We start from the raw sequence: 20,464 nt of genomic DNA, 5'->3' as shown, positions 1-20,464 counted from the left end.
TTGTTTTTATTTTTTGTAGCAAAATAAGAAGCGGGTGTAAAACAAATAAAACCTAGAATCCAGCCAATAGAAGGAGAATAGGGAAGTATATGTTGTAATACCATTCCGCTAGAGATAAAAAAGCTACCTAATAGACCTAAGAAAATGGGATATCGCTGTAGTTTGAACACCAGTGATACAACCTCCTTTATCACATTTATTGTATATTAGTCTTAATTTTCTGTATACAATAAACGGATGGAATTAAGAAAAAGAATGGTACAATATATAAATGATACGAGAAGAGAGGGTGTAGATTCACGCATGTACGTTACTGTAACAGAAGCAGCATATAAAAAGATTATGGATAAGATTCCAAGTGAAGCGAAATATATAAAGTTATTTTATGATAATGAAGGTTGCGGTTGTGTCATGAGCGGGATTATTGATTTAGTAGCCGTTTCAGAGAAAGATGAACGCGATGTAGATATTGAATCGAGTATACTAAACTTTATTGCAGATCGCACAAAGCTTGTATTTATGGATGATAAGTTAACAGTTGATTGGCATGAAGTTGGAGGGACTTTTCAGCTGAAGAGCCCAAGCCAGTTTTATAACCCGAATATGAAGTTACATGTTCGAGTATAGTAAAGAGAGAGGGAGTATATAATATGCTCCTTTTTCTTATGGATTTTTTCACATAATGAAATGTACACATGATTGAATTTTCTGTATAATTCTCTTTGCGGAGGGGATTGCGCATGAAAAGATGGGGAATTGAGTTATTAATTTTAAGTGTCGTTATTATTTGGGGGATTAACTATACGATTGCGAAATATGGACTTTTAGAATTTACGGCGATTGAGTTTACTGCAGTTCGAATGATGGTAGCAGCACCACTATTATTATTACTTACGTTCTTTATTGAAAAGTCACTTTATATGGAGCGAAAAGATATACCAAGATTAATCATTGTTAGCACGGTAGGTATTGTACTGTATCAAACGCTATTCATGGAAACGGTACAATATACATCGGCTACAAATGCCTCTTTACTCATTTCTATTTCACCTATTTTTACAACTCTATTTTCGATTTTCTTGAAACAAGAAAAATTTTCTTCTCGAAAGTTAGTTGGTTCCATCATTGCCTTTGCTGGTGCTACATTAGTTTTAGTAGCGGGGCATTCACTCGCTAGTTCTTTCTACGGAAATGGGATTGGACTGATTACATCAATATGTTGGGGACTTTATCCCGTGTTAGCAGGGCCGCTTATTAAAAAATACTCAGCATTACGTGTTACTGCATGGTCGACATTAGTTGGAGCGGTTCCGCTCTTATTGTTAAGTGGTCCACATGTATTTGTAATGCCATTTCACATTACACACGGGATGACATGGTTTGCCTTGCTGTATTCTATTTTCTTCGTGACTGTATTCGGTTTAGTGATGTGGTATATTGGTGTTCAAAAAATTGGAGCATCACATACGATGGTATATATGTATATTACACCGCTCGTTGCTGTTTTATTTGCTGCAGTATGGGCAAATGAATATGTATCGTTACAACAAATTATCGGTGGAATTATCATTTTCTTCGGTCTATGGTTTGTGAAATCGGAGAAAATAGAAGCGCATTCTACCGTACAAGAACCTATATCAAAATAGGAAAACAGATCACCTATGATCTGCTTTCCTATTTTTTTATTTTTGGTAAGAAGATGAGAAACAAGATAGCAGTAATAAGTGGAATTAAATTAAGAAAAGGAATGCGGAAGAGTGTAATTAGAATAATTCCTGGAAGAAGAACACCGAGGACAGCATAGAAAATACTATGTTTTTTCGTGTACCAATACAAGGAAAGTCCAATAAGTGCAGGAACAATGAGATGAATGAGAGCCATTAAAAAATAAATCATTAGACGCCCCCTTTATTTATGTGCTTATTACATCATATCCGTATGTTCATAGATTGATATCACTTTTTTCATAATTGGACGAAAATGTTTTGAAAAACGTCACATTTATGAGGGATTTTATATTAGAAATCTTGTATAATATTATTTTCTAAAAGCATTTTAACAACATAAACATATAGTTTATGTTGTTTTTAATTTGAATGAAATAGATTCATAAATGAATTTGTAAGTAGTATGGACTCGTTGTTCATTAATGAACAACGAGTTATATAGCTTTTGTTGGATAAATAAAAACCATTGAAGAGGAGTACAGCATGATTAGTATGTCACTGAGGTCGTTTAAAATTCAAATGTATTATTTGCTAGGCGCAATGTTAATAGGCTGGGCAATGACACCTTTTTCAGCACATTTTTTAGGTGCAGGCATTGGACTTATTGTAAGTATGTATTGCGTTTGGATTTTAGGAAGGCGTATCGAAAAGCTTGGAGATAGTATTGTAAAGAAAACGAAGGCACCGACACTTGGTATGTTTAATCGCTACGCAGCGGCGATCCTTGGTGCAATTATTATGTACGAAATTGAGCACCATATGGTAATGTGGGCATTTGCAGTTGGGATTATGGGCGGTTATTTCTTAATTGTTATTAATTTAGGGTATTATAGTATGAAGGATGAAGAAGAATTAACAAAGAGCTAAAAAAGATAAAAAGATAAAAAGCCTTTTTTTAGATGGAATAGAGGATCTGGCGGTGGATAGAAGCGGTCAGATCCTTTTTTGCTCCCATGCGATGTGAAACCAGAAGGATGTAGTGAGTGGGAAAATAGTTTATATGTTCGAAGCCGTGGTTTGTATGTGTGAAAATCCGAGTATATAAATTGAAAATTAGGTTTGGAATTTTTAAATGGAATAGAGGATCTGGCGGTGGATAGAAGCGGTCAGATCCTTTTTTTGCCCCCATGCGGTGTGAAACCAGAAGGATGTAGTGAGTAGGGAAATAGTTTATATGTTCGAAGCCGTGGTTTGTATGTGTGAAAATCTGAGTATATCAATTGAAAATTAGGTTTGGAATTTTTAAATGGAATAGAGGATCTGGCGGTGGATAGAAGCGGTCAAAGCCTTTTTTGCTCCCATGCGATGTGAAACCAGAAGGATGTAGTGAGTGGGGAAATAGTTTATATGTTCGAAGCCGTGGTTTGTATGTGTGTAAATTAAAGAATATATAGAAAGAAGCTTACGTTTTTCACGTAAGCTTCTTTTTTATGTAAGTATGTGTAACCGTTAAGCCGCATTGGGTTTTGTCGGTGAGTACGCGAAACTTTTGGCTACACGATACTTATTCATATGAGTAAAGGGTTATTGCAACAGAAAGTTTATCCCGCATTAACGGGCAGTAAAATTTCCACCTCAAAATTCAGGTGGGAGATCAACTAATCAGTGGGGGATGAACAAAACCCCCACTGATTAAATTTTCACTTTATATATTAAGCGATTGGACCGCCTAAGTTAATAATATTTTCAGAAACGCTATCGAATTTTTTGAAGTTTTCTTTAAATTCGTTTGCAAGCTCAATTGCTTTCGCTTTGTAAGCATCTTTATCAGCCCAAGTTTGTTCAGGCATTAATACTTCGTCAGGTACACCTGGAACGTGACGAGGTACTTCAAGGCCAAAGATGTCGTGTTTTGCAGTTTCAGCTTTAGCAAGTTCACCGCTTAGTGCTGCTTGAATCATTGCACGAGTGTAACCTAAGTTCATACGTTTACCAACGCCATATTCGCCACCAGTCCAGCCAGTGTTTACTAAGAATACTTTTGCATCATGTTTCTCGATTTTTTCACCAAGCATTTCAGCATAACGAGATGCATCAAGCGGTAAGAATGGTGAACCGAAGCAAGTAGAGAATGTAGCTTGCGGAGATGTAACACCACGCTCAGTTCCTGCTAGTTTACTAGTGTAACCGCTTAAGAAATGGTACATAGCTTGCTCTTTTGATAACTTACTGATTGGAGGCAATACGCCAGATGCATCAGCAGTTAAGAAAATAATTGTATTTGGATGTCCTGCAACACTTGGCAGTACGATATTGTCAATCGCATGCATAGGGTATGCGGCACGTGTATTTTCTGTTAAAGTAGTATCGTTATAGTCAGCGATGCGTGTTTGGCCATCAATGACAACGTTTTCTAAAACTGAACCAAATTTGATTGCATCGAAGATTTGTGGTTCTTTCTCGTGAGAAAGGTTTACACATTTCGCATAGCAACCGCCTTCAATATTGAATACACCGTTATCAGACCAACCGTGCTCATCGTCACCGATTAATTTACGGTTTGAATCAGCAGATAATGTTGTTTTACCTGTTCCAGATAAACCGAAGAATAGTGCTACGTCGCCTTCTTTGCCTACGTTTGCAGAGCAATGCATAGAAAAAATGTCTTGTTCAGGTAGTAAGAAGTTCATAATAGAGAAGATTGATTTTTTCATTTCTCCAGCGTATTCTGTACCACCGATTAGTACGATACGTTTTTCGAATGAAATCATAATGAATGCTTCAGAGTTTGTACCGTCAATTACTGGATCTGCTTTAAAGTTTGGTGCAGAAACAATTGTAAACCCTGATTCATGAGTTGTTAATTCTTCTTCAGTTGGACGAATAAATAATTGATGCACGAATAAATTGTGCCATGCATATTCGTTAATAACTTGAATTGGTAGGCGATAGTTGCGATCAGCGCCTGCAAATCCTTTGAAGATGAATAACTCTTCTTTTTCTTTTAAGTATTCTAAAACTTTTGTATATAATTTATTAAAATGTTCTTCAGAGATCGGTTGGTTCACGGCTCCCCAAGCAATTTTGTCAGCAACCGATGCTTCCTTCACAATAAATTTATCTTTAGGAGAACGTCCTGTGTATTTTCCTGTTGAAGCAGAAACGGCACCAGTAGAAGTTAATTTCCCTTCGTTTCGCATTAATACTTTTTCCACTAATTGCGGAACACTTAATTGAATCTGTGCATTGCTTCCGTTCAATAATTCATGTAAACCAATTTGGACATTCACAGTACTCATATTTATATACCATCCTTTTCATTTAATGAAATATTTCTCGTAATCCCCATCAAGAGTATAACACAATTATATAAATAATGTATACTATTTATTTATTTTTGTTTGTGTGAATGTATTATTTCCTTATTAATATTTCATTCTATGCGTATTGAGAAAAACTTTCAGGAAAATGTGAATATTAATTGACAAATGAATATCATTTCTTTAGTATAGGTTGGGACGGATACTCTCTTATCCCGAGCTGGCGGAGGGACAGGCCCGATGAAGCCCAGCAACCTCACTTGTAGTGGTAAATACAGGTGAATAGGTGCTAAAACCTGTGCGAGGCTAACGGTCTCGAACGATAAGAGCAAAGGGCAAAAAGCAGTATGCAAGTAGCAAATTAAACCTTTCCTCTATGTTAAGTAGGAAAGGTTTTTCTGTATGCTTGTGTGGGAGAATAAATGTATGTCGCAGTTTGTGGCAAATTAAGGATGAGTTCCGTACAATATATACAATTACTGTAGGGAGGTTTACCACATGACAAAAAAACGTCATCTGTTCACATCTGAGTCTGTAACTGAAGGACATCCAGATAAAATTTGTGACCAAATTTCTGATTCAATTTTAGATGCGATCTTAGCAAAGGACGCAAATGCACGTGTAGCTTGTGAAACAACTGTAACAACTGGTTTAGTATTGGTAGCGGGGGAAATTACGACTTCTACTTACGTAGATATTCCAAAAATCGTTCGTGAAACAATTCAAGGCATTGGTTACACACGCGCAAAATACGGATTCGATGCAGAGACTTGTGCAGTTTTAACATCTATCGATGAGCAATCTGCTGACATCGCTATGGGTGTTGACCAAGCGCTAGAAGCACGCGAAGGTCTAATGACTGACGCTGAGATTGAGGCAATTGGTGCGGGAGACCAAGGTTTAATGTTTGGGTTCGCATGTAATGAAACACAAGAATTAATGCCACTTCCAATCTCGCTTGCTCACAAATTAGCTCGCCGTTTAACTGAAGTACGTAAAGATGACACATTATCATACTTACGTCCGGATGGAAAAACGCAAGTTACAGTTGAGTATGATGAAAATGGTAAACCTGTACGTGTAGATACAATTGTAATTTCTACACAGCATCATCCAGATGTTACGTGGGAAGAAATCGATCGCGATTTAAAAGAGCATGTAATTAAAGCTGTAGTTCCAGCAGAATTAATGGATGGAGAAACGAAATTCTTCATTAACCCAACTGGCCGCTTCGTAATTGGTGGACCACAAGGTGATGCTGGTTTAACAGGACGTAAAATCATCGTTGATACTTACGGTGGATACGCTCGCCATGGCGGTGGTGCATTCTCTGGTAAAGATGCAACGAAAGTTGACCGTTCAGCAGCATATGCAGCTCGTTATGTTGCGAAAAATATCGTAGCAGCTGGCCTTGCTGACAAAGCAGAAGTACAACTTGCATACGCAATCGGCGTGGCACAACCAGTATCAATTTCAGTTGATACATTAGGCACTGGTAAAGTATCTGAAGACGTATTAGTAGAACTAGTTCGTAACAACTTCGATCTTCGCCCAGCTGGTATTATTAAAATGCTAGACTTACGTCGCCCGATTTACAAACAAACAGCAGCTTACGGACACTTTGGACGTACTGATGTAGATCTTTCATGGGAACGTACAGACAAAGCAGCTACTTTAAAAGAGCAAGCTGGTCTATAATATATGAAAAAAAAGCTTTGCGCGTGTCGCAAAGCTTTTTTTATTTTGTTTTACTTACGATTTGAATGCACAAGCTACAATACACTTCTCCTTCTAACTCAATATACTTTTTCATATTTGTCATACCGCTTGCCGGGAAGGGCATATGAACCCACGCTTTTTCATACGTTTGTATTTCTTTTTTGCATGATTTACAAACAGTTGGCTTTTTATGAAACATGTGAGATCAACCTTTCAATTGACGCGCTTTTCCTGCGCAAAATGCACTACATAGTAAAAAGAGCGTTGCGCATATAATGCTCACTAATGTAGCGTATGGGATTGCGCCTTTTAAAGAAAAGCCGACAGTGATGGAAGCGACAAATAAGAGGATGAATGTTGTTGTTAATTTTTTATAAAGTTCCATAGTGAGTGAACCTCCTTTTTAAGAATTAATACGTTTAAAAACAAAGTTTTCTATGATGAGAAAAAATGATACAATTAATTATATCATTCTAAATATTTTCAGTTTTATAACTTTTATCCATTTTAGGTTTATTGTATACCAGAAATAAGGATGTATTTTTGGTGGAAATTAGAAATATTGACTCTGAGAAATGGTATGTGAATTTAAAGTGTGTAAAGTGAAGTTTTTGAAGGAGGTATTTTGAAATGAATATATTTAATGTTGTATCAAGAGTAATAGCACTTGTATTATTAGGGATTATAACTATAGTTTTTATTAATCTAAATAAATTGCTGACTAACATGCTGGAAATTTTAGGAGCTTTACTTAATGTGTTAGGTGGTTCGTAAATCGAAGATGGCTTCCTTCTTAGGAGATATTTTTAGATAAAAAGATTAGAAATTATTATAGAAGGTTAATAATAAAAATTTGAGAAAGACACTTAGGGATGGTTTGGGTATTGACTCGGCCATCTTTTTACTGTTGATTAAAAGGAAGAGATACAATTTTTTTACTTGTAACAGTATAAATATACTTATAATAAAGTGAAGAAAAATTTTTAGGAGGGACAGATAAGACATGAGCGTAATCGAACATAAAAAACAAGCACCAAAAGAAGTGCGCTGCAAAATCGTTACGATTTCCGATACACGCACAGAAGAGACGGATAAGAGCGGACAACTATTACATGAATTGTTAAAAGAAGCAGGGCATACAGTGACTGCTTATGAAATTGTGAAAGATGATAAAGAGAGTATTCAGCAAGCTGTATTAGCTGGTTATCATCGGGAAGATGTTGATGTTGTATTAACGAATGGCGGTACTGGTATCACGAAGCGTGATGTAACAATTGAAGCAGTGTCAGTGTTATTAGATAAAGAAATTGTTGGATTTGGTGAGTTGTTCCGTATGATTAGTTATTTAGAAGATATCGGAAGTAGTGCGATGTTAAGTAGAGCAATCGGCGGTACAATCGGGCGTAAAGTTGTCTTTTCGATGCCAGGGTCTAGCGGAGCGGTTCGTCTTGCGATGAATAAGTTAATTTTACCGGAATTAGGTCATATTACATTTGAGCTGCATCGCCAATGAAAATCGTCGGTATTGTATTAGCAGGCGGACAGTCTAGTCGTTTTGGAGAACCGAAGGCATTGGCGATTTGGAAGGGAACTACTTTTGTTGAGCATATTGTGAAAGTAATGGAAAGTATTTTGCAAGATGTTGTTGTTATTAGTCATACTGATATAAAAGAGCGAGTAGAGCAATTAGTACAAGTTCCTGTTATAGAAGATATTCCGCATTATAAAGGAAACGGCCCACTTGCTGGAATTGTATCAGGAATGGAATATATCGAAGCAGATTGGTACGTTATTATGCCTTGCGATGCGCCAAATGTTTCGCAAGAGTGGTTTACTATTTTATTAAAGCAAACGAGTAATGAGTATGATGCGGTTGTGCCTATTATTAATGGAAGAAAACAACCGTTGCTTGCGGCGTATCATAACCGTGTGAAAGAGAAGATTTACACTTTACTTCAAGAAGAGAAAAGAAGCATGGGGCAGCTTTTATCACAATGTAATGTGAAATATGTTGCTGGAGAAGATGTACAAGCGAATTCGGATTGGTTTATGAATGTGAACACGAAAGAAGAATATGTACAGGCTCAAAAAGACCTTTCAAATGAATGAAAGGTTTTTTGATATACAGAAATTGGGGAACAATTACTGTATAAAGGTATGTGAGTAAGTAGATTTTAAGGGGGATCCCTTAAAATTTATATACAGTAAAAAATACTGTATAACCATATATTAATTTTTATGGGGTTTTATTACAATTTTGTTTAGTTATGTATGATTCTGTTATAATTAATATAGAAATAAGGTTATGCTTCACCTTGTGTACCATTTATTAAACTAAAATTTATAATTGTCTAATAAACTCCCTGTCTTTCATTGCAGGGAGTTTATTTAAGTTTTAAGCCAGCAGTTCTGATTCGTTTTGGTGAAGAACTTCTTCATATTGGTTAAGTAAACTATGAAAGATTTCATCCCAACTTTGTGATTTCGCATAAGACGAGGCGGCGACTCCCGTTTGTTTCAATCTTTCTTCATTATTTAACAATTCATAAATAGATGACAAAAATGAGTCTGCGTTTTTGGGTTCGCAAAGAAAACCTGTTTTTCCATCTGTAATAATATTTTTAACCCCGCCACTATTCGCACCAATAACAGGTGTACCACATGCGAGTGACTCCAGCACGACGTTCCCAAATGTTTCAGTAGTAGATGGAAATACCATTAGATCGGAGGAAGCATAGACTTCGGCTAAATCTTTACCCTGTAAATATCCAGTAAAGGTTACATTTGTTTTTGGAACATTTTCATGCAGGCCCTTTGCGAGAGGACCGTCTCCAGTGATGAGCCAATGAATGTCGCTTCGAGTATGCGCTGTTTTGACGATAAGGTCTTGCAGCGTATCGATATCTTTTTCAGGAGCAAGGCGTCCGACGTAGGAAAGAATATATTTCGCTGTAATATTATATTTTTTTCGGAATAGGTCTTTATTGTAAGTTGGATGAAAGAGAGTACAATCTACACCACGTCCCCAAATATAGAGCTGTTGAAATTCTTTTTTCTTTAATTGATGTAATGTTTCAGGGGAAGGAACAAAGTTTTTTTGCATATGACTATGAAACCACCTTAAATAGTTCCATAGCATATTGGATAGAAATTCGATTTTGTAATAGTGTAAATAGGCGTCAAAATCAGTATGATAAGAACCGACAACTGGGATATTTAACTTTTTGGCATAATATAACCCACAAAGTCCCATATTGAAAGGCGTAGCGATGTGAATGATATCAGGTTTAAAGGCAAGAAGTTCCCGCTTAATGCGCGGAGTAGGAAAGGCAAAGCGACATTCTGGATATAATATTGTTAGCGGGATACTCCGCATTTTATTCACATTAATTACGAAATTATCTTCTGCCGTATGCTGAGGGGCGAAAACAGAATAGGTGATATTTTCTTTTTGAAAATATCGTGTTAACCGTTCCAATGTTTTCGCAACCCCGTTCACTTGTGGTGTAAAGGTATCGGTAAATATGGCGACTCTCATCATATCACTCCTTTATGTGAAAAGTGGGATGAATTGATAAAAAGAGATGATGCCAGAGCAAGTGCCGAGGCACATGCCTACAAATACATCTGACGGATAATGAAGTCCTAAATAAATACGGGAAATACCGACGCATAGCGCTAATGGTAATAGAAAAGCAAGCAAGTTTGGATTATAGCAAATAAATGGAATGAGGACAGAGAAAACAGCCGTTGTATGTCCGGATGGAAAAGAATGATCTTTTAATGGATGTACTGGGTATTTTGCATCCTGAATTGTCAAATAAGGACGTTTTCGTGGATACCATCTTTTTAATATTTGCACTGGAATATGGCTAATTGTTAAAGAAATAGCAGTTGCAATTGCAGCTTGATGCAAATTTCCTGTTGCAAAAATTAAAAAGAAAAGTGTGAGTGCAATGGAGAAGGTAGCACCACCGATATGGGTAATATTGCTGAAAAAGATGTTTAATGTTTTTTGATCAAAGTAGCGATTAATTCCTTTGAAAATGTAACATTCTATTTTATATAGTCCACTGACCTTCATGAGATTTTTCCTCCCTCATTTACATATATATGGAGTTATTAACTTCTATTTTAATAAGATTTTATTGAGGAAATAATAATGTTTTGTAAAGAAAAAGTTAGATTTTTTCATGAAAAAAGCTGCCAGTCTTATGGCAGCGATAAAATCATTTTTGTAATGATTTATAATATTGTCCTTTTTCAACGTATTGTGTGCGGATACGTTCCATATCTTTACGGTCTTCTTCTGTTAATTCGCGAATGACCTTCGCAGGACGACCGAAAGCTAACGTATTAGGAGGGATTTTCTTTCCTTGTGAAACGAGACTTCCAGCACCGATGAAAGCTCCTTCACCAATTTCAGCGCCATCTAATATGATAGATCCCATTCCAATTAAAGCATCTTTTTCAATTTTGCAGCTATGTAAAATAACTTGATGCCCAACTGTAACATCATCTTCTAAAATAAGAGGATACTGGGGGCTTTGGTGAAGTGTACATTGATCTTGTACATTTACTCTATCTCCAATTATCGTTGGTGATACATCGCCCCGGATGACTGTATTAAACCAAATACTTGATTCCTCGCCAATTGTCACATCGCCTGTAATGGTAACGTAGTCAGCGATAAAAGCACTACTCGCAATTTTTGGATTTTTTTCTTTATAAGGATATATCATGTAAAGCCTTCCTTTCCTAGAGACTAGTTTTAGTGTATCAAATTATGAAAAAGAGTGAAATGGAGGAGTTTCGTATGTGGAACTATGAAGCGGAAGAAGCGAAAGCCGTCATTATTATCGTGCATGGTGCTATGGAATATCACGGGCGTTATGAAGCAGTTGCAGAAATGTGGAATCATATCGGTTATCACGTCGTTATGGGGGATCTTCCAGCACACGGAACAACTTCAAGAAATAGAGGACATATCGATTCATTTGATGAATACATAGAGGAAATAAAGTTGTGGGTGAAAGAAGCAAGAAAGTATAGATTGCCTATTTTTTTATTTGGTCATAGTATGGGAGGACTTGTCGTTATTCGTATGATGCAAGAAACGAAAAGAGAGGATATAGATGGGATTGTACTAAGCTCGCCTTGTTTAGGCGTATTAGCCGCACCTTCTGCTCCGCTTCGTGTTGCTTCAAAAATATTAAATATTGTGACCCCGAAGCTACAATTTGCAACAAAGCTCACTGTAGAAATGTCAACTCGCAATCATGAAGTGAGAGATGCGATGGAGAATGATTCATTGTTCTTGCGTAAAGTATCAGTGCGTTGGTATAGTGAATTAATTAAGTCTATCGAGATTGCTCATAAAAAAATAGATAATTTTCCAGACGTTCCGCTCTTGCTAATGCAGGCGTGTGAGGATAAACTTGTAGATAAAACACGTGTCCGTACATGGTTTGATAATGTTAAAATTAGTGATAAGGCCTATAAAGAATGGCCTAATTGTTATCATGAGTTATTAAATGAGTATGAGCGTGATGAAATTTTGAATTATATTCAGTCATTTACTGAAATACGTGTCAATAATATAGTAGAAACAAACAAATAAATCATTATTTGTACATTTAATAGAGGAGATGAAGGAAGAAGTGAACGTACCGAGTAATCCCATAACGCTCATGGCGAAAGTATACCGTGAGGTGTTTCCGGTTGTACACCATGAGCTAGCGATGTGGAAAGAGCGTGCCTACCATATTCCAAATGACGAGCTTCATAGTCAAGCGATCGCAAGTATTGAAAATAAAACGTTTCATTGTGAGGGCGGTGGCATTTTAGCACTGCTAGCAAATGAACACCGAGAGGAATGCATTCGTTTTATCGTAGCGTATCAAACGATTAGCGACTACTTAGATAATTTATGTGATCGTAGTACATCACTTGACCCGAAAGACTTTGCGGCTCTTCATGAGTCGATGGTAATGGCATTAAGTCCTGAAGTTGAAGGTGGCGGTAATTATTATCGTTACCGTGATGATCAAGATGATGGTGGTTATTTAGATGAACTTGTTGAAACATGCCAAGATGTTTTAAAGAAAACGAAGCACTATGAAAAAATTGCTCCAATTCTTCATGAGCTTGCTTGTTATTATTGTGATTTGCAAATTCATAAACATGTGAAATTAGAAGAAAGAGAACCACGTCTAAAAACATGGTTTGAAGCGCATAAAGAAAACTTACCACCGATGAGCTGGTTTGAGTTTTCAGCATGTGCAGGTTCTACACTTGGAATTTTCTGTCTTGTAGCATATGCATTTCATGATGAGTTACATGAAGAAGATATTGTGAAAATTAGACAAGGGTATTTTCCATACGTACAAGGACTTCATATTTTACTTGATTATTTTATCGATCAAGAAGAAGACCGTATCGGCGGAGATTTGAATTTCTGTAGTTATTATGAAAACGAGCAAGCTATATTAGATCGTATGAAACATTTTGTAGAAGAAGCAGAGAAGAGCATTGGTGATTTGCCTCATGCGAAGTTTCATCGTCTCATAAGCCGAGGATTACTTGGTATTTATTTATCAGACCAAAAAGTATCAGCACAAAAGAATATGCACAAAATGGCACGGCGCATTGTAAAATACGGAGGCCTCACTTCACGATTCTTCTACTGGAACGGGAAGATGTACCGAAAGAAAATGGCGCAGTGATGAAGAAAACCACTCTACATGAGTGGTTTTCTTTTTATCCCGCATTAACGGGCAGTAAGACTCCCACCTCAAAATTCGGCGAATGCGAAGGAGTTAGGTGGGAGATCAACTGCCCGTAAAAGCCCGATTGGTTCAACTAATAATCAGTGGGAGAGGGACAAAACCCCCACTGATTAAAGTTTCACTTTATTATGATCGTATTTTTGAAAATACGTATATGAGAAGTTCAATTGTGAAGATAACTAAAACAGATAGTCCGAATAAAGGCATTAAGGAACCTAATATAACCATAATGATAATGAAGACGAATAGGCTCTTCTTATCTTTCTGTTTCGGAGGTGCTGCTAGCTTTCCTTTCGGTTTTCGTGCTAACCACATTTTTACTCCGTAATAAATAAGAAGTAATAAAGATAACGTCGTTAGTAAGCATAATATTTTATTTGGCCATCCGAATAAATGTCCTTCGTGAAGCGGGATACCGTAAGTGAACCATTGTGCAAATAATCCGTAGTCACGATAGTCTGTTTTAGAAATAAGCTCTCCACTATATTGGTCAAAGTAAGCAGTAATTTCTTCATTCGGTGCCACATGCATGCCCGTAATGCCAGAACCACTCGATTTTGAAACAGTGAATACGCCTTTCGGATCAGCAGGTAGTGAGATAACATACGGCTTCTTTATTGCAATTCCTTTTTGTAATTCATCAATTGAAATTGTTTTTGGCTCATTTGAATTAGATTCCGGAGGGGCTTCCTTTCTTGTTGCCCACGGCAATTCTTTTACCTTTGATTCCGGAGGTGCCATATACAATTTGGGATATCCGATTGATTCATTCGACGATGCGATTTTATAAATTTGATTACCCATAAATCCTGACCACGGTAATCCAGTTGCGACTAACAGAACGAGAGGAATTGTAAAGATAATACCGATAATAGAATGACGTCGTTTTGCTTTTTCTCGCTTATTGGATGAAGGTGTGTTTTTGAATTGGCGTATACTCATATACAACCCAGTTACAATTAAAAAGATTGTCCAGCACGCCGCAAGTTCTACACTATAGTTGACGATAGTACCGCCGACTAAAAGAGAACTATGTAATTCCCGCATTATATTGGCAAACGTTTCATCTGCATTTTGATCGCCAACAATTTGGTTATTGCTATCTAAATACACGTATTTTTGCGTTCCTGTATATTCATTTGCAATTGTGAGCCTCGTATTATAATCCTCATTAAACTCACTAATTTTCGTCACGCTATAATGCGGGTATTTTGTCTCTGTTAATGAAATAGAATCAGACATCGAAATTGATTCTGTCTGAGCACTTTTTCCAAAATATAAATCTTTATAGACGAAATCTTCAACTTCTTCTCGAAATAAATACCCAATTCCACTAAGTGATAAAGTAATAAGAAGTGGTGTAATAAAAAGACCGGCGTAAAAATGCCAACGCCAAAAAATGTAATGAAGCGAACGATTTTGTTTCATACTTGATTTCCCCTAACCTTCCCTATATGAATAGATTACTCATTTAATATAGCGAGATTAAGTGTGATTAATTTGAAAGAATTGTGAAGAAAGTTAAAAGTTTTGGGGATTTTCATCAAACATAAAGCACATTTCAAAAGGGAGGCTTTCTATGTTTATGAAGATCTCCTTGTATTTGATAAATACATCCTAACAACCGCCTCAGCAAGACAGTGAGAGGAATCAACAAAGCCCTCACTCGCCACCACATTCAAATCGGTACATGCGATAATAGCAGTATCTACTTCACCTTTTAACTGTAAAACGAGCACACTCCATAATTTGTGAGCTTCTTCAACTTCTCCGCCTTTAATATAAGTAATAATTTGATTAATCATTTCTTGCCATTTTTCATTATGAATGTACTCTATATTACGTTTTGCAATCCCATTTTGATATATACCCGCTTGAACAGTCTCTTCTGTTGCGAGAAGAGCGACTCTTTTTGCACTTTCGGGAATTGCTTTTAACGTTTCATCGACTATATTCAAAATAGGAATGGGAATAGAATGTTGTAATTCTTCAAAATAAAGATGCGCCGTATTGCAAGGCATAGCGATAAAGTCTACGCCAGTACTCTCAAGTTTTTGCGCCCCTTCTATAATTGCTTTTTTCAACGCCGCATGATCAATAGGGCGATCCATGTAAAAAGGTGTTGGGCACGAGTAAATCATCATATGAGGAAAGTCCATATCATGCTTTGCTCCGTATATTGTTTGGCATTGTGTTACAACTGTATCGACGAATGGACCAGTTGATTTTGGTCCCATTCCTGCTAGTATTCCGATCATTGTTTCGTCTCCTTTAATATGTAATTAAAAACGTTTTTTGCGAACGATAAAAAGAAATAAGGTAAGTAATAAAAATGAATATACGATAGCCCAAACTGTGAGCCATAGAGTGTGAGTAAGTATATTATATTTGTATTGTCCAAGCATTAGAAAGCTTTCGACAGGTGGTAAAAACCATAGTAACTCTTTTTTAAATCGGATAGATGCGATCGTTATGAGTAATATGAATGTAAGGCTAAGCCAAGCAGTGCCTGCTTTTTGAATAACATTTCTAGTAAATAATGTTGCGATTGAAATCCCTAGTATAGATAAAGACATGTGAGCGAGAAATCCGACCAGAAATAAAGAAGCCGTCATTTTTTCATTAAACATTTGCAAAATAATTGGATAAATTACGGATATAAAAGATAAAACAGTACAAATAAGAAGAGCCGTAATATATTTACCAACGTATAATGCCGAAATATTATTTGTATGTGAAATAGTGATTTGTTCTTGTACAGGGTCTTCAGTATGAAAAATTGTGACCGTAATCCAGGCAGATAATAAATAAAGTGCGAGTGCTGTTTCTAAGTATGTCGGTACAATAGGAGTCGGTTTATATGTATATACAAAAAGTAAACTTATACAGTACATCGCAATAGGAGGAATGTACTTATACGATTTTGTGTAGTCGAGAAGATGGTAACGAATAAGCGCAAACATAATAAACCTTCTTTCGATTTAAAAATTAGGTTGTAGCAGTGTGATAGATGCTTTTTTATGTAATAAAAACTGAAGCATTTCGTTTGTATATTCTTTTTCGATTTGTAATTGAATAAGGTTTTGATTTGAATTGTGTGCAACGTGTATAAATCCTAATTGTTTCTGTAGTTCTATTGCTGAAAATGTTTCGTGAACGATTGCCTCAATATAGACCAGTTCTGTTGATTTTTGCACAGAGATATTTTCCGCAATTGTATGATTTGCTAACGTCACAATTCTATCGGCGAAGTTTTCTAATAGTTGTTTTTCGTGGCATGTGAAGAGTATAGATAAGCCTTGTTGTTTTAATGAGAGTAAAATATGCTCTAATTCTTGCTGGGAGTTAGGATCGAGCCCAGAAAGAGGTTCATCTAAAATTAATAAATGGACGTCCGTAAGTAATGCTTGCATAATACCTGTTTTTTGTTTCATACCTTTTGAAAAGTTTCGTACAATAGAATGCCTTGCATGATGTAAATGAAAAGATTCAAGGAGCATCGGAATTTTCTTTCTTAAGTATTTTGTTGATAAACCGTGAATGTGGCCGAGATGATATAAATAATCCTCCAATGTAAAACGAATCCCTTCAGGAAAATGCTCAGGCACATAGCCGATTTGTATATGTTCTTTTCTTTGAAGTGTCCCTGCCGTAGGTGAAATAAAACCTGCAATTATTTTGAGCAAAGTGCTTTTTCCAGTCCCGTTCCCGCCAATAATAGCGAGTGCTTCTCCTTCTGGAATGGATAAATTGATGTTGTCTAGTATGAGTGATTTACCGTACTTCTTTTGAATTCCCCTTAGTTCTACTAGCAAAGTTCTATCCTTCTTTCTTTAAATATTGTATACATCCATTATATAGGAGAATAAGAAAAAGACGTGCAGTGAGTGCACGTCTTTTTTTGTTATGTTTTGTCGAAGAATCGATATATCGGTAAAATCATTGATATATTTATCGTTTCTCAATCGCCACAATAAATGGTGGGTTATTTTGTTGGTTAATGAAGCCGTATCTTAGTACGTGAGCTTGTTTTTGATCTAGTTCTTCTGCAAATGCGAGAACAGCGTCACGCTCTACTTGTCCTTCTGGATGTCCGTGGTAAATAACAAGGACGATGATACCTTCAGGTGCCATTACTTCTAATAATTGTTCGATTGCCGAGATTGTTGAGTTTGGCTTTGTGACGATATGTTTGTCACCGCCAGGAAGGTAACCTAAGTTGAATATTGCTCCTGTTACTTTTCCATTTGCATCTTCTGGTAATACGGATAAGAGTGTATCGTGACTATCATGAACCAAAACAGTACGTTCGAAAAGTTCTTTTTCTTTCAGGCGGATAGTGGAACTTTCGATTGCTTCTTTTTGAATATCGAATCCAAATACTTTTCCGTTATCTCCAACGATTTCAGCTAAGAAACAAGTGTCATGACCATTGCCAAGTGTTGCATCTACAGCGTAATCGCCTTCTTTAACAGCCGTTTGCAGGAGTGCGCGTGCAAACGGTAATACACGTTCTAATTTCATTTTTGTTTCTCCTCATTTGCATATTTTCCTTGCCAGCTTCCGCGGCGTACAAATTCTGCATCGATGGAATTTAGTACTTCCCATTTATTTAAGCTCCACATCGGGCCAATCATTAAGTCAGGCGGGCCGTCACCTGTGATACGGTGCACAATTACGTCTTCTGGAATAATTTCAAGTTGGTCGACAACGAGACTTACGTAATCTTCAAGAGATAAGAATTCTAGTTGTCCTTTTTCATATTGCTTCACCATTGGCGTTCCTTTTAATAAATGAAGTAAATGAATTTTAATTCCTTGTACGTCAAGTTTTGCAACTTCACGAGTTGTTTCCAACATCATGTCGTAATTTTCAAGTGGAAGACCGTTAATAATATGAGAGCAAACTCTAATGCCGTGTTTGCGTAATTTATTTACGCCTTCCACATAAGATGGATAATCGTGAGCGCGATTAATAAGATTTGCAGTGCGCTCATGAACAGTTTGTAGTCCGAGTTCAACCCAAAGGTACGTGCGTTTATTTAAGTCCGCTAAATATTCAACGACATCGTCTGGTAAACAATCTGGACGAGTCGCAATAGAAAGACCGACAACGTCTTTTTCTGCTAGAAGCGGTTCGAATTTTTCTTTTAACACTTCAAGTGGAGCATGTGTATTTGTGTACGCCTGGAAATAAGCGATACATTTTCCGTCTTTCCACTTTGAGTGCATTTTTTCTTTCATTTCATGATATTGCGTTATTACATCATCGCGGCGATCACCTGCAAAGTCACCAGATCCAGCAGCACTACAAAACGTGCAACCGCCATAAGCGACTGTGCCGTCACGGTTCGGGCAATCAAAGCCAGCGTCTAATGAAACTTTAAAGATTTTTTCGCCAAATTCATTTCGTAAGTGGTAATTCCATGTATGATAACGTTTATTGTCATTTGTATATGGAAAAGGGTTTTGAACCTTCATTACGTTCCCTCCTAAGACGAGTCAAAATAAAGTGAAACTTTAATCAGTGGGAGTCTTACTGCCCTCAAATAGCGGGATGAAACAAAATCCATTATAACATACTCATAAGGTTGATATGGAAGGGACACACTAAAGGGGAATTGAAGGCAAGGAGGGACAAGTATGGCAGAGCGTCAATCACTTGAATCGTATATTACACAAGCTGAACAAGCGGTGGAATATGCGAAAGAACAATTAGATCTTGGCATGAGACAAGAGCATTACAATACGATGGAGTATTCGGATGCGCAGTTACAATTAGAACAAGCATATAATGATTTACAAACGATGCAACAACATGCGAATGATGAGCAACGCGAACAGTTAAATAGAGCACGTATGGCAATTCGCCAACAGCAACATCAAATGATTATTACACCGCACTAATAAGGAGTGAATGTAATGGCGAAACGTTCAGATCAAAATAATCCAGAGCAAAAAACACAAAATGGACATAACGCTGAATTTTCAAATGAACTTGATCCGGTTGTTCAGGTGAAACAGCGTAACAGTAAAAAAGGACAACCACAAAAATCGAAGCAATCAGAGTAAACCAGGTCGTATTATGACCTGGTTTTTTTTTCATTACAAAAGTGTAAGGTAAATGTAATGTTAATAAATAGCAGTTAATCCCAGAAAGGAGCAAAATAGGTAATGGAAAAACAAACGTAGGAGGATATATATGACGAAACCAGTTGTAGACGTGAAAAACGTTCAAAAAGTGTACGGTAAAAAAGGTGAGAACCAATCACACGCGTTAAAAGGTGTATCATTCTCAATTCAAGAGGGTGAGTTTGTCGGGATTATGGGACCATCTGGTTCTGGTAAAACGACATTATTAAATGTAATTTCAACGCTTGATAAAGCAACAGGCGGCGTTGTTGAAATTGCGGGTACAGACATTACGAAAATGAAACAAGGTGAGCTTTCTGATTTCCGTTCACAAAAATTAGGGTTCATCTTCCAAGACTTTAACTTATTAGAGAACTTATCTATTTATGAAAACATTGCACTTCCACTTTCCCTTCAAGGTGTTCCCTCACGTAATATTGGACCGAAAGTAGAGAAGGTAGCGGATATGTTAGGGATTTCAGAAATACTTCAAAAGTATCCAACTGAAGTATCTGGTGGACAAAAACAGCGTTCAGCAGCAGCACGTGCGTTAGTACATGAGCCAGCAATTATTTTAGGGGACGAGCCAACAGGAGCTCTTGATTCTAAAAATGCAGCAAGTTTACTTGATGCGATGACAAACTTAAATGAAGAACAAGGTGTATCTATTATGATGGTTACTCACGATCCATATAGTGCAAGTTACTGTCAGCGCATTTTATTTATTCAAGATGGTGAGCTATATAAAGAAATTCATCGCGGTGGTACGCGTGAAGAATTTTATAAAGAAATTTTAGATGTGCTTGCAGACTTAGGCACACAAAAAGCGTAAGAAGGGA

25 protein-coding genes and 1 riboswitch are annotated in these 20,464 nt (G+C 36.8%); of the genes, 12 read left to right on the top strand and 13 right to left on the bottom strand.

Annotation, left to right across the window (positions count from 1 at the left end):
* Nucleotides 1–303: 303 nt before the first annotated feature.
* Both FT637_RS05880 and FT637_RS05875 read left to right on the top strand, forming a co-directional pair.
* Nucleotides 304–627, top strand: coding sequence for an iron-sulfur cluster biosynthesis family protein (locus FT637_RS05880; RefSeq protein WP_193645527.1), 324 nt, complete (start codon nt 304–306; stop codon nt 625–627).
* Nucleotides 628–740: 113 nt separating this feature from the next.
* Nucleotides 741–1,646: a DMT family transporter gene (locus FT637_RS05875; RefSeq protein ID WP_193645487.1), complete on the top strand. Its 906-nt coding sequence runs from the start codon at nt 741–743 to the stop codon at nt 1,644–1,646.
* A gap of 28 nt (nt 1,647–1,674) precedes the next feature.
* Here FT637_RS05875 and FT637_RS05870 read toward each other — a convergent pair whose 3' ends face one another.
* A complete protein-coding gene (locus tag FT637_RS05870) occupies nt 1,675–1,896 on the bottom strand; it encodes a hypothetical protein (protein WP_002123250.1) in 222 nt (73 codons plus the stop codon).
* 314 nt (nt 1,897–2,210) lie between these two features.
* On the opposite strand from FT637_RS05870, the gene FT637_RS05865 reads away from it, so the two are divergent.
* Nucleotides 2,211–2,594: an ATP synthase subunit I gene (locus FT637_RS05865; RefSeq protein WP_088032196.1), complete on the top strand. Its 384-nt coding sequence runs from the start codon at nt 2,211–2,213 to the stop codon at nt 2,592–2,594.
* 785 nt (nt 2,595–3,379) lie between these two features.
* Here the strand turns inward: FT637_RS05865 and pckA are convergent.
* The gene (pckA, locus tag FT637_RS05860) at nt 3,380–4,966 is read right to left on the bottom strand and encodes a phosphoenolpyruvate carboxykinase (ATP) (protein ID WP_193645486.1); all 1,587 of its coding nucleotides are present in this window, start codon (nt 4,964–4,966) and stop codon (nt 3,380–3,382) included.
* Between the two features lie 228 nt (nt 4,967–5,194).
* A riboswitch (SAM riboswitch) is annotated at nt 5,195–5,316 on the top strand.
* A gap of 169 nt (nt 5,317–5,485) precedes the next feature.
* On the opposite strand from pckA, the gene metK reads away from it, so the two are divergent.
* Nucleotides 5,486–6,685, top strand: a complete 1,200-nt coding sequence (metK, locus tag FT637_RS05855; protein WP_193645485.1) for a methionine adenosyltransferase — start codon at nt 5,486–5,488, stop codon at nt 6,683–6,685.
* A gap of 40 nt (nt 6,686–6,725) precedes the next feature.
* Here the strand turns inward: metK and FT637_RS05850 are convergent, their stop codons facing one another.
* Nucleotides 6,726–6,905 carry a hypothetical protein gene (locus tag FT637_RS05850; protein WP_193645484.1) on the bottom strand — a complete coding sequence of 60 codons (180 nt, stop codon included), beginning with the start codon at nt 6,903–6,905 and terminating at the stop codon, nt 6,726–6,728.
* Between the two features lie 6 nt (nt 6,906–6,911).
* Nucleotides 6,912–7,091 carry a hypothetical protein gene (locus FT637_RS05845; RefSeq protein ID WP_193645483.1) on the bottom strand — a complete coding sequence of 60 codons (180 nt, stop codon included), beginning with the start codon at nt 7,089–7,091 and terminating at the stop codon, nt 6,912–6,914.
* A 245-nt stretch (nt 7,092–7,336) separates the two neighbouring features.
* On the opposite strand from FT637_RS05845, the gene FT637_RS05840 reads away from it, so the two are divergent.
* The 3 genes from FT637_RS05840 to FT637_RS05830 all read left to right on the top strand — a co-directional run bounded on the left by FT637_RS05840 (nt 7,337) and on the right by FT637_RS05830 (nt 8,815).
* Complete coding sequence (locus FT637_RS05840) at nt 7,337–7,480, top strand: hypothetical protein (protein ID WP_193645482.1); 144 nt, start codon at nt 7,337–7,339, stop codon at nt 7,478–7,480.
* Between the two features lie 229 nt (nt 7,481–7,709).
* The gene (locus FT637_RS05835; RefSeq protein ID WP_193645481.1) at nt 7,710–8,219 is read left to right on the top strand and encodes a molybdenum cofactor biosynthesis protein B; all 510 of its coding nucleotides are present in this window, start codon (nt 7,710–7,712) and stop codon (nt 8,217–8,219) included.
* Nucleotides 8,216–8,815, top strand: a complete 600-nt coding sequence (locus tag FT637_RS05830; protein ID WP_193645480.1) for a molybdenum cofactor guanylyltransferase — start codon at nt 8,216–8,218, stop codon at nt 8,813–8,815. Before FT637_RS05835 ends, FT637_RS05830 begins: the two co-directional genes overlap by 4 nt.
* A 286-nt stretch (nt 8,816–9,101) precedes the next feature.
* Here the strand turns inward: FT637_RS05830 and FT637_RS05825 are convergent, their stop codons facing one another.
* The 3 genes from FT637_RS05825 to FT637_RS05815 form a co-directional block, all read right to left on the bottom strand.
* Complete coding sequence (locus tag FT637_RS05825) at nt 9,102–10,244, bottom strand: glycosyltransferase family 4 protein (protein ID WP_193645479.1); 1,143 nt, start codon at nt 10,242–10,244, stop codon at nt 9,102–9,104.
* 12 nt (nt 10,245–10,256) lie between these two features.
* Complete coding sequence (locus FT637_RS05820) at nt 10,257–10,790, bottom strand: phosphatase PAP2 family protein (protein ID WP_193645478.1); 534 nt, start codon at nt 10,788–10,790, stop codon at nt 10,257–10,259.
* Between the two features lie 145 nt (nt 10,791–10,935).
* Nucleotides 10,936–11,448: a gamma carbonic anhydrase family protein gene (locus tag FT637_RS05815; RefSeq protein WP_193645477.1), complete on the bottom strand. Its 513-nt coding sequence runs from the start codon at nt 11,446–11,448 to the stop codon at nt 10,936–10,938.
* 74 nt (nt 11,449–11,522) lie between these two features.
* Here FT637_RS05815 and FT637_RS05810 point away from each other — a divergent pair, with 74 nt between their 5' ends.
* Together FT637_RS05810 and FT637_RS05805 are read left to right on the top strand one after the other, a co-directional pair.
* A complete protein-coding gene (locus FT637_RS05810; protein ID WP_193645476.1) occupies nt 11,523–12,326 on the top strand; it encodes an alpha/beta hydrolase in 804 nt (267 codons plus the stop codon).
* Nucleotides 12,327–12,366: 40 nt separating this feature from the next.
* Nucleotides 12,367–13,431 (top strand): tetraprenyl-beta-curcumene synthase family protein, encoded by a 1,065-nt coding sequence (locus tag FT637_RS05805; protein WP_193645475.1) that lies wholly within the window; start codon nt 12,367–12,369, stop codon nt 13,429–13,431.
* A 189-nt stretch (nt 13,432–13,620) separates the two neighbouring features.
* Here FT637_RS05805 and FT637_RS05800 read toward each other — a convergent pair whose 3' ends face one another.
* From FT637_RS05800 to FT637_RS05775, 6 genes are all read right to left on the bottom strand, one after another.
* The gene (locus tag FT637_RS05800) at nt 13,621–14,922 is read right to left on the bottom strand and encodes a PepSY-associated TM helix domain-containing protein (protein ID WP_193645474.1); all 1,302 of its coding nucleotides are present in this window, start codon (nt 14,920–14,922) and stop codon (nt 13,621–13,623) included.
* A gap of 155 nt (nt 14,923–15,077) precedes the next feature.
* The gene (locus tag FT637_RS05795) at nt 15,078–15,752 is read right to left on the bottom strand and encodes an aspartate/glutamate racemase family protein (RefSeq protein WP_193645473.1); all 675 of its coding nucleotides are present in this window, start codon (nt 15,750–15,752) and stop codon (nt 15,078–15,080) included.
* A gap of 24 nt (nt 15,753–15,776) precedes the next feature.
* Complete coding sequence (locus tag FT637_RS05790; RefSeq protein WP_193645472.1) at nt 15,777–16,457, bottom strand: ABC transporter permease; 681 nt, start codon at nt 16,455–16,457, stop codon at nt 15,777–15,779.
* An 18-nt stretch (nt 16,458–16,475) separates the two neighbouring features.
* Nucleotides 16,476–17,309 (bottom strand): ABC transporter ATP-binding protein, encoded by an 834-nt coding sequence (locus tag FT637_RS05785; RefSeq protein WP_193645471.1) that lies wholly within the window; start codon nt 17,307–17,309, stop codon nt 16,476–16,478.
* Nucleotides 17,310–17,445: 136 nt separating this feature from the next.
* On the bottom strand, nt 17,446–18,018 hold the full coding sequence (locus tag FT637_RS05780) for a class I SAM-dependent methyltransferase (protein WP_193645470.1): 573 nt from the start codon (nt 18,016–18,018) through the stop codon (nt 17,446–17,448).
* On the bottom strand, nt 18,015–18,974 hold the full coding sequence (locus FT637_RS05775) for a TIGR01212 family radical SAM protein (RefSeq protein ID WP_193645469.1): 960 nt from the start codon (nt 18,972–18,974) through the stop codon (nt 18,015–18,017). The genes FT637_RS05780 and FT637_RS05775 overlap by 4 nt, the downstream gene beginning before the upstream one ends.
* Before the next feature lie 162 nt (nt 18,975–19,136).
* On the opposite strand from FT637_RS05775, the gene FT637_RS05770 reads away from it, so the two are divergent.
* The 3 genes from FT637_RS05770 to FT637_RS05760 all read left to right on the top strand — a co-directional run bounded on the left by FT637_RS05770 (nt 19,137) and on the right by FT637_RS05760 (nt 20,457).
* Nucleotides 19,137–19,400: a YtzC family protein gene (locus FT637_RS05770; RefSeq protein ID WP_193645468.1), complete on the top strand. Its 264-nt coding sequence runs from the start codon at nt 19,137–19,139 to the stop codon at nt 19,398–19,400.
* A gap of 15 nt (nt 19,401–19,415) precedes the next feature.
* Entirely contained in the window at nt 19,416–19,565 is a 150-nt protein-coding gene (locus FT637_RS05765) for a hypothetical protein (protein ID WP_001129344.1), read from the top strand.
* Between the two features lie 130 nt (nt 19,566–19,695).
* Nucleotides 19,696–20,457, top strand: coding sequence for an ABC transporter ATP-binding protein (locus FT637_RS05760; protein ID WP_105585974.1), 762 nt, complete (start codon nt 19,696–19,698; stop codon nt 20,455–20,457).
* Nucleotides 20,458–20,464: the final 7 nt, after the last annotated feature.

Source organism: Bacillus cereus, assembly GCF_015071065.1.
In the GTDB taxonomy this organism is placed as follows: domain Bacteria; phylum Bacillota; class Bacilli; order Bacillales; family Bacillaceae_G; genus Bacillus_A; species Bacillus_A cereus_BA.
This window is presented reverse-complemented; position numbering and strand designations above follow the sequence as displayed.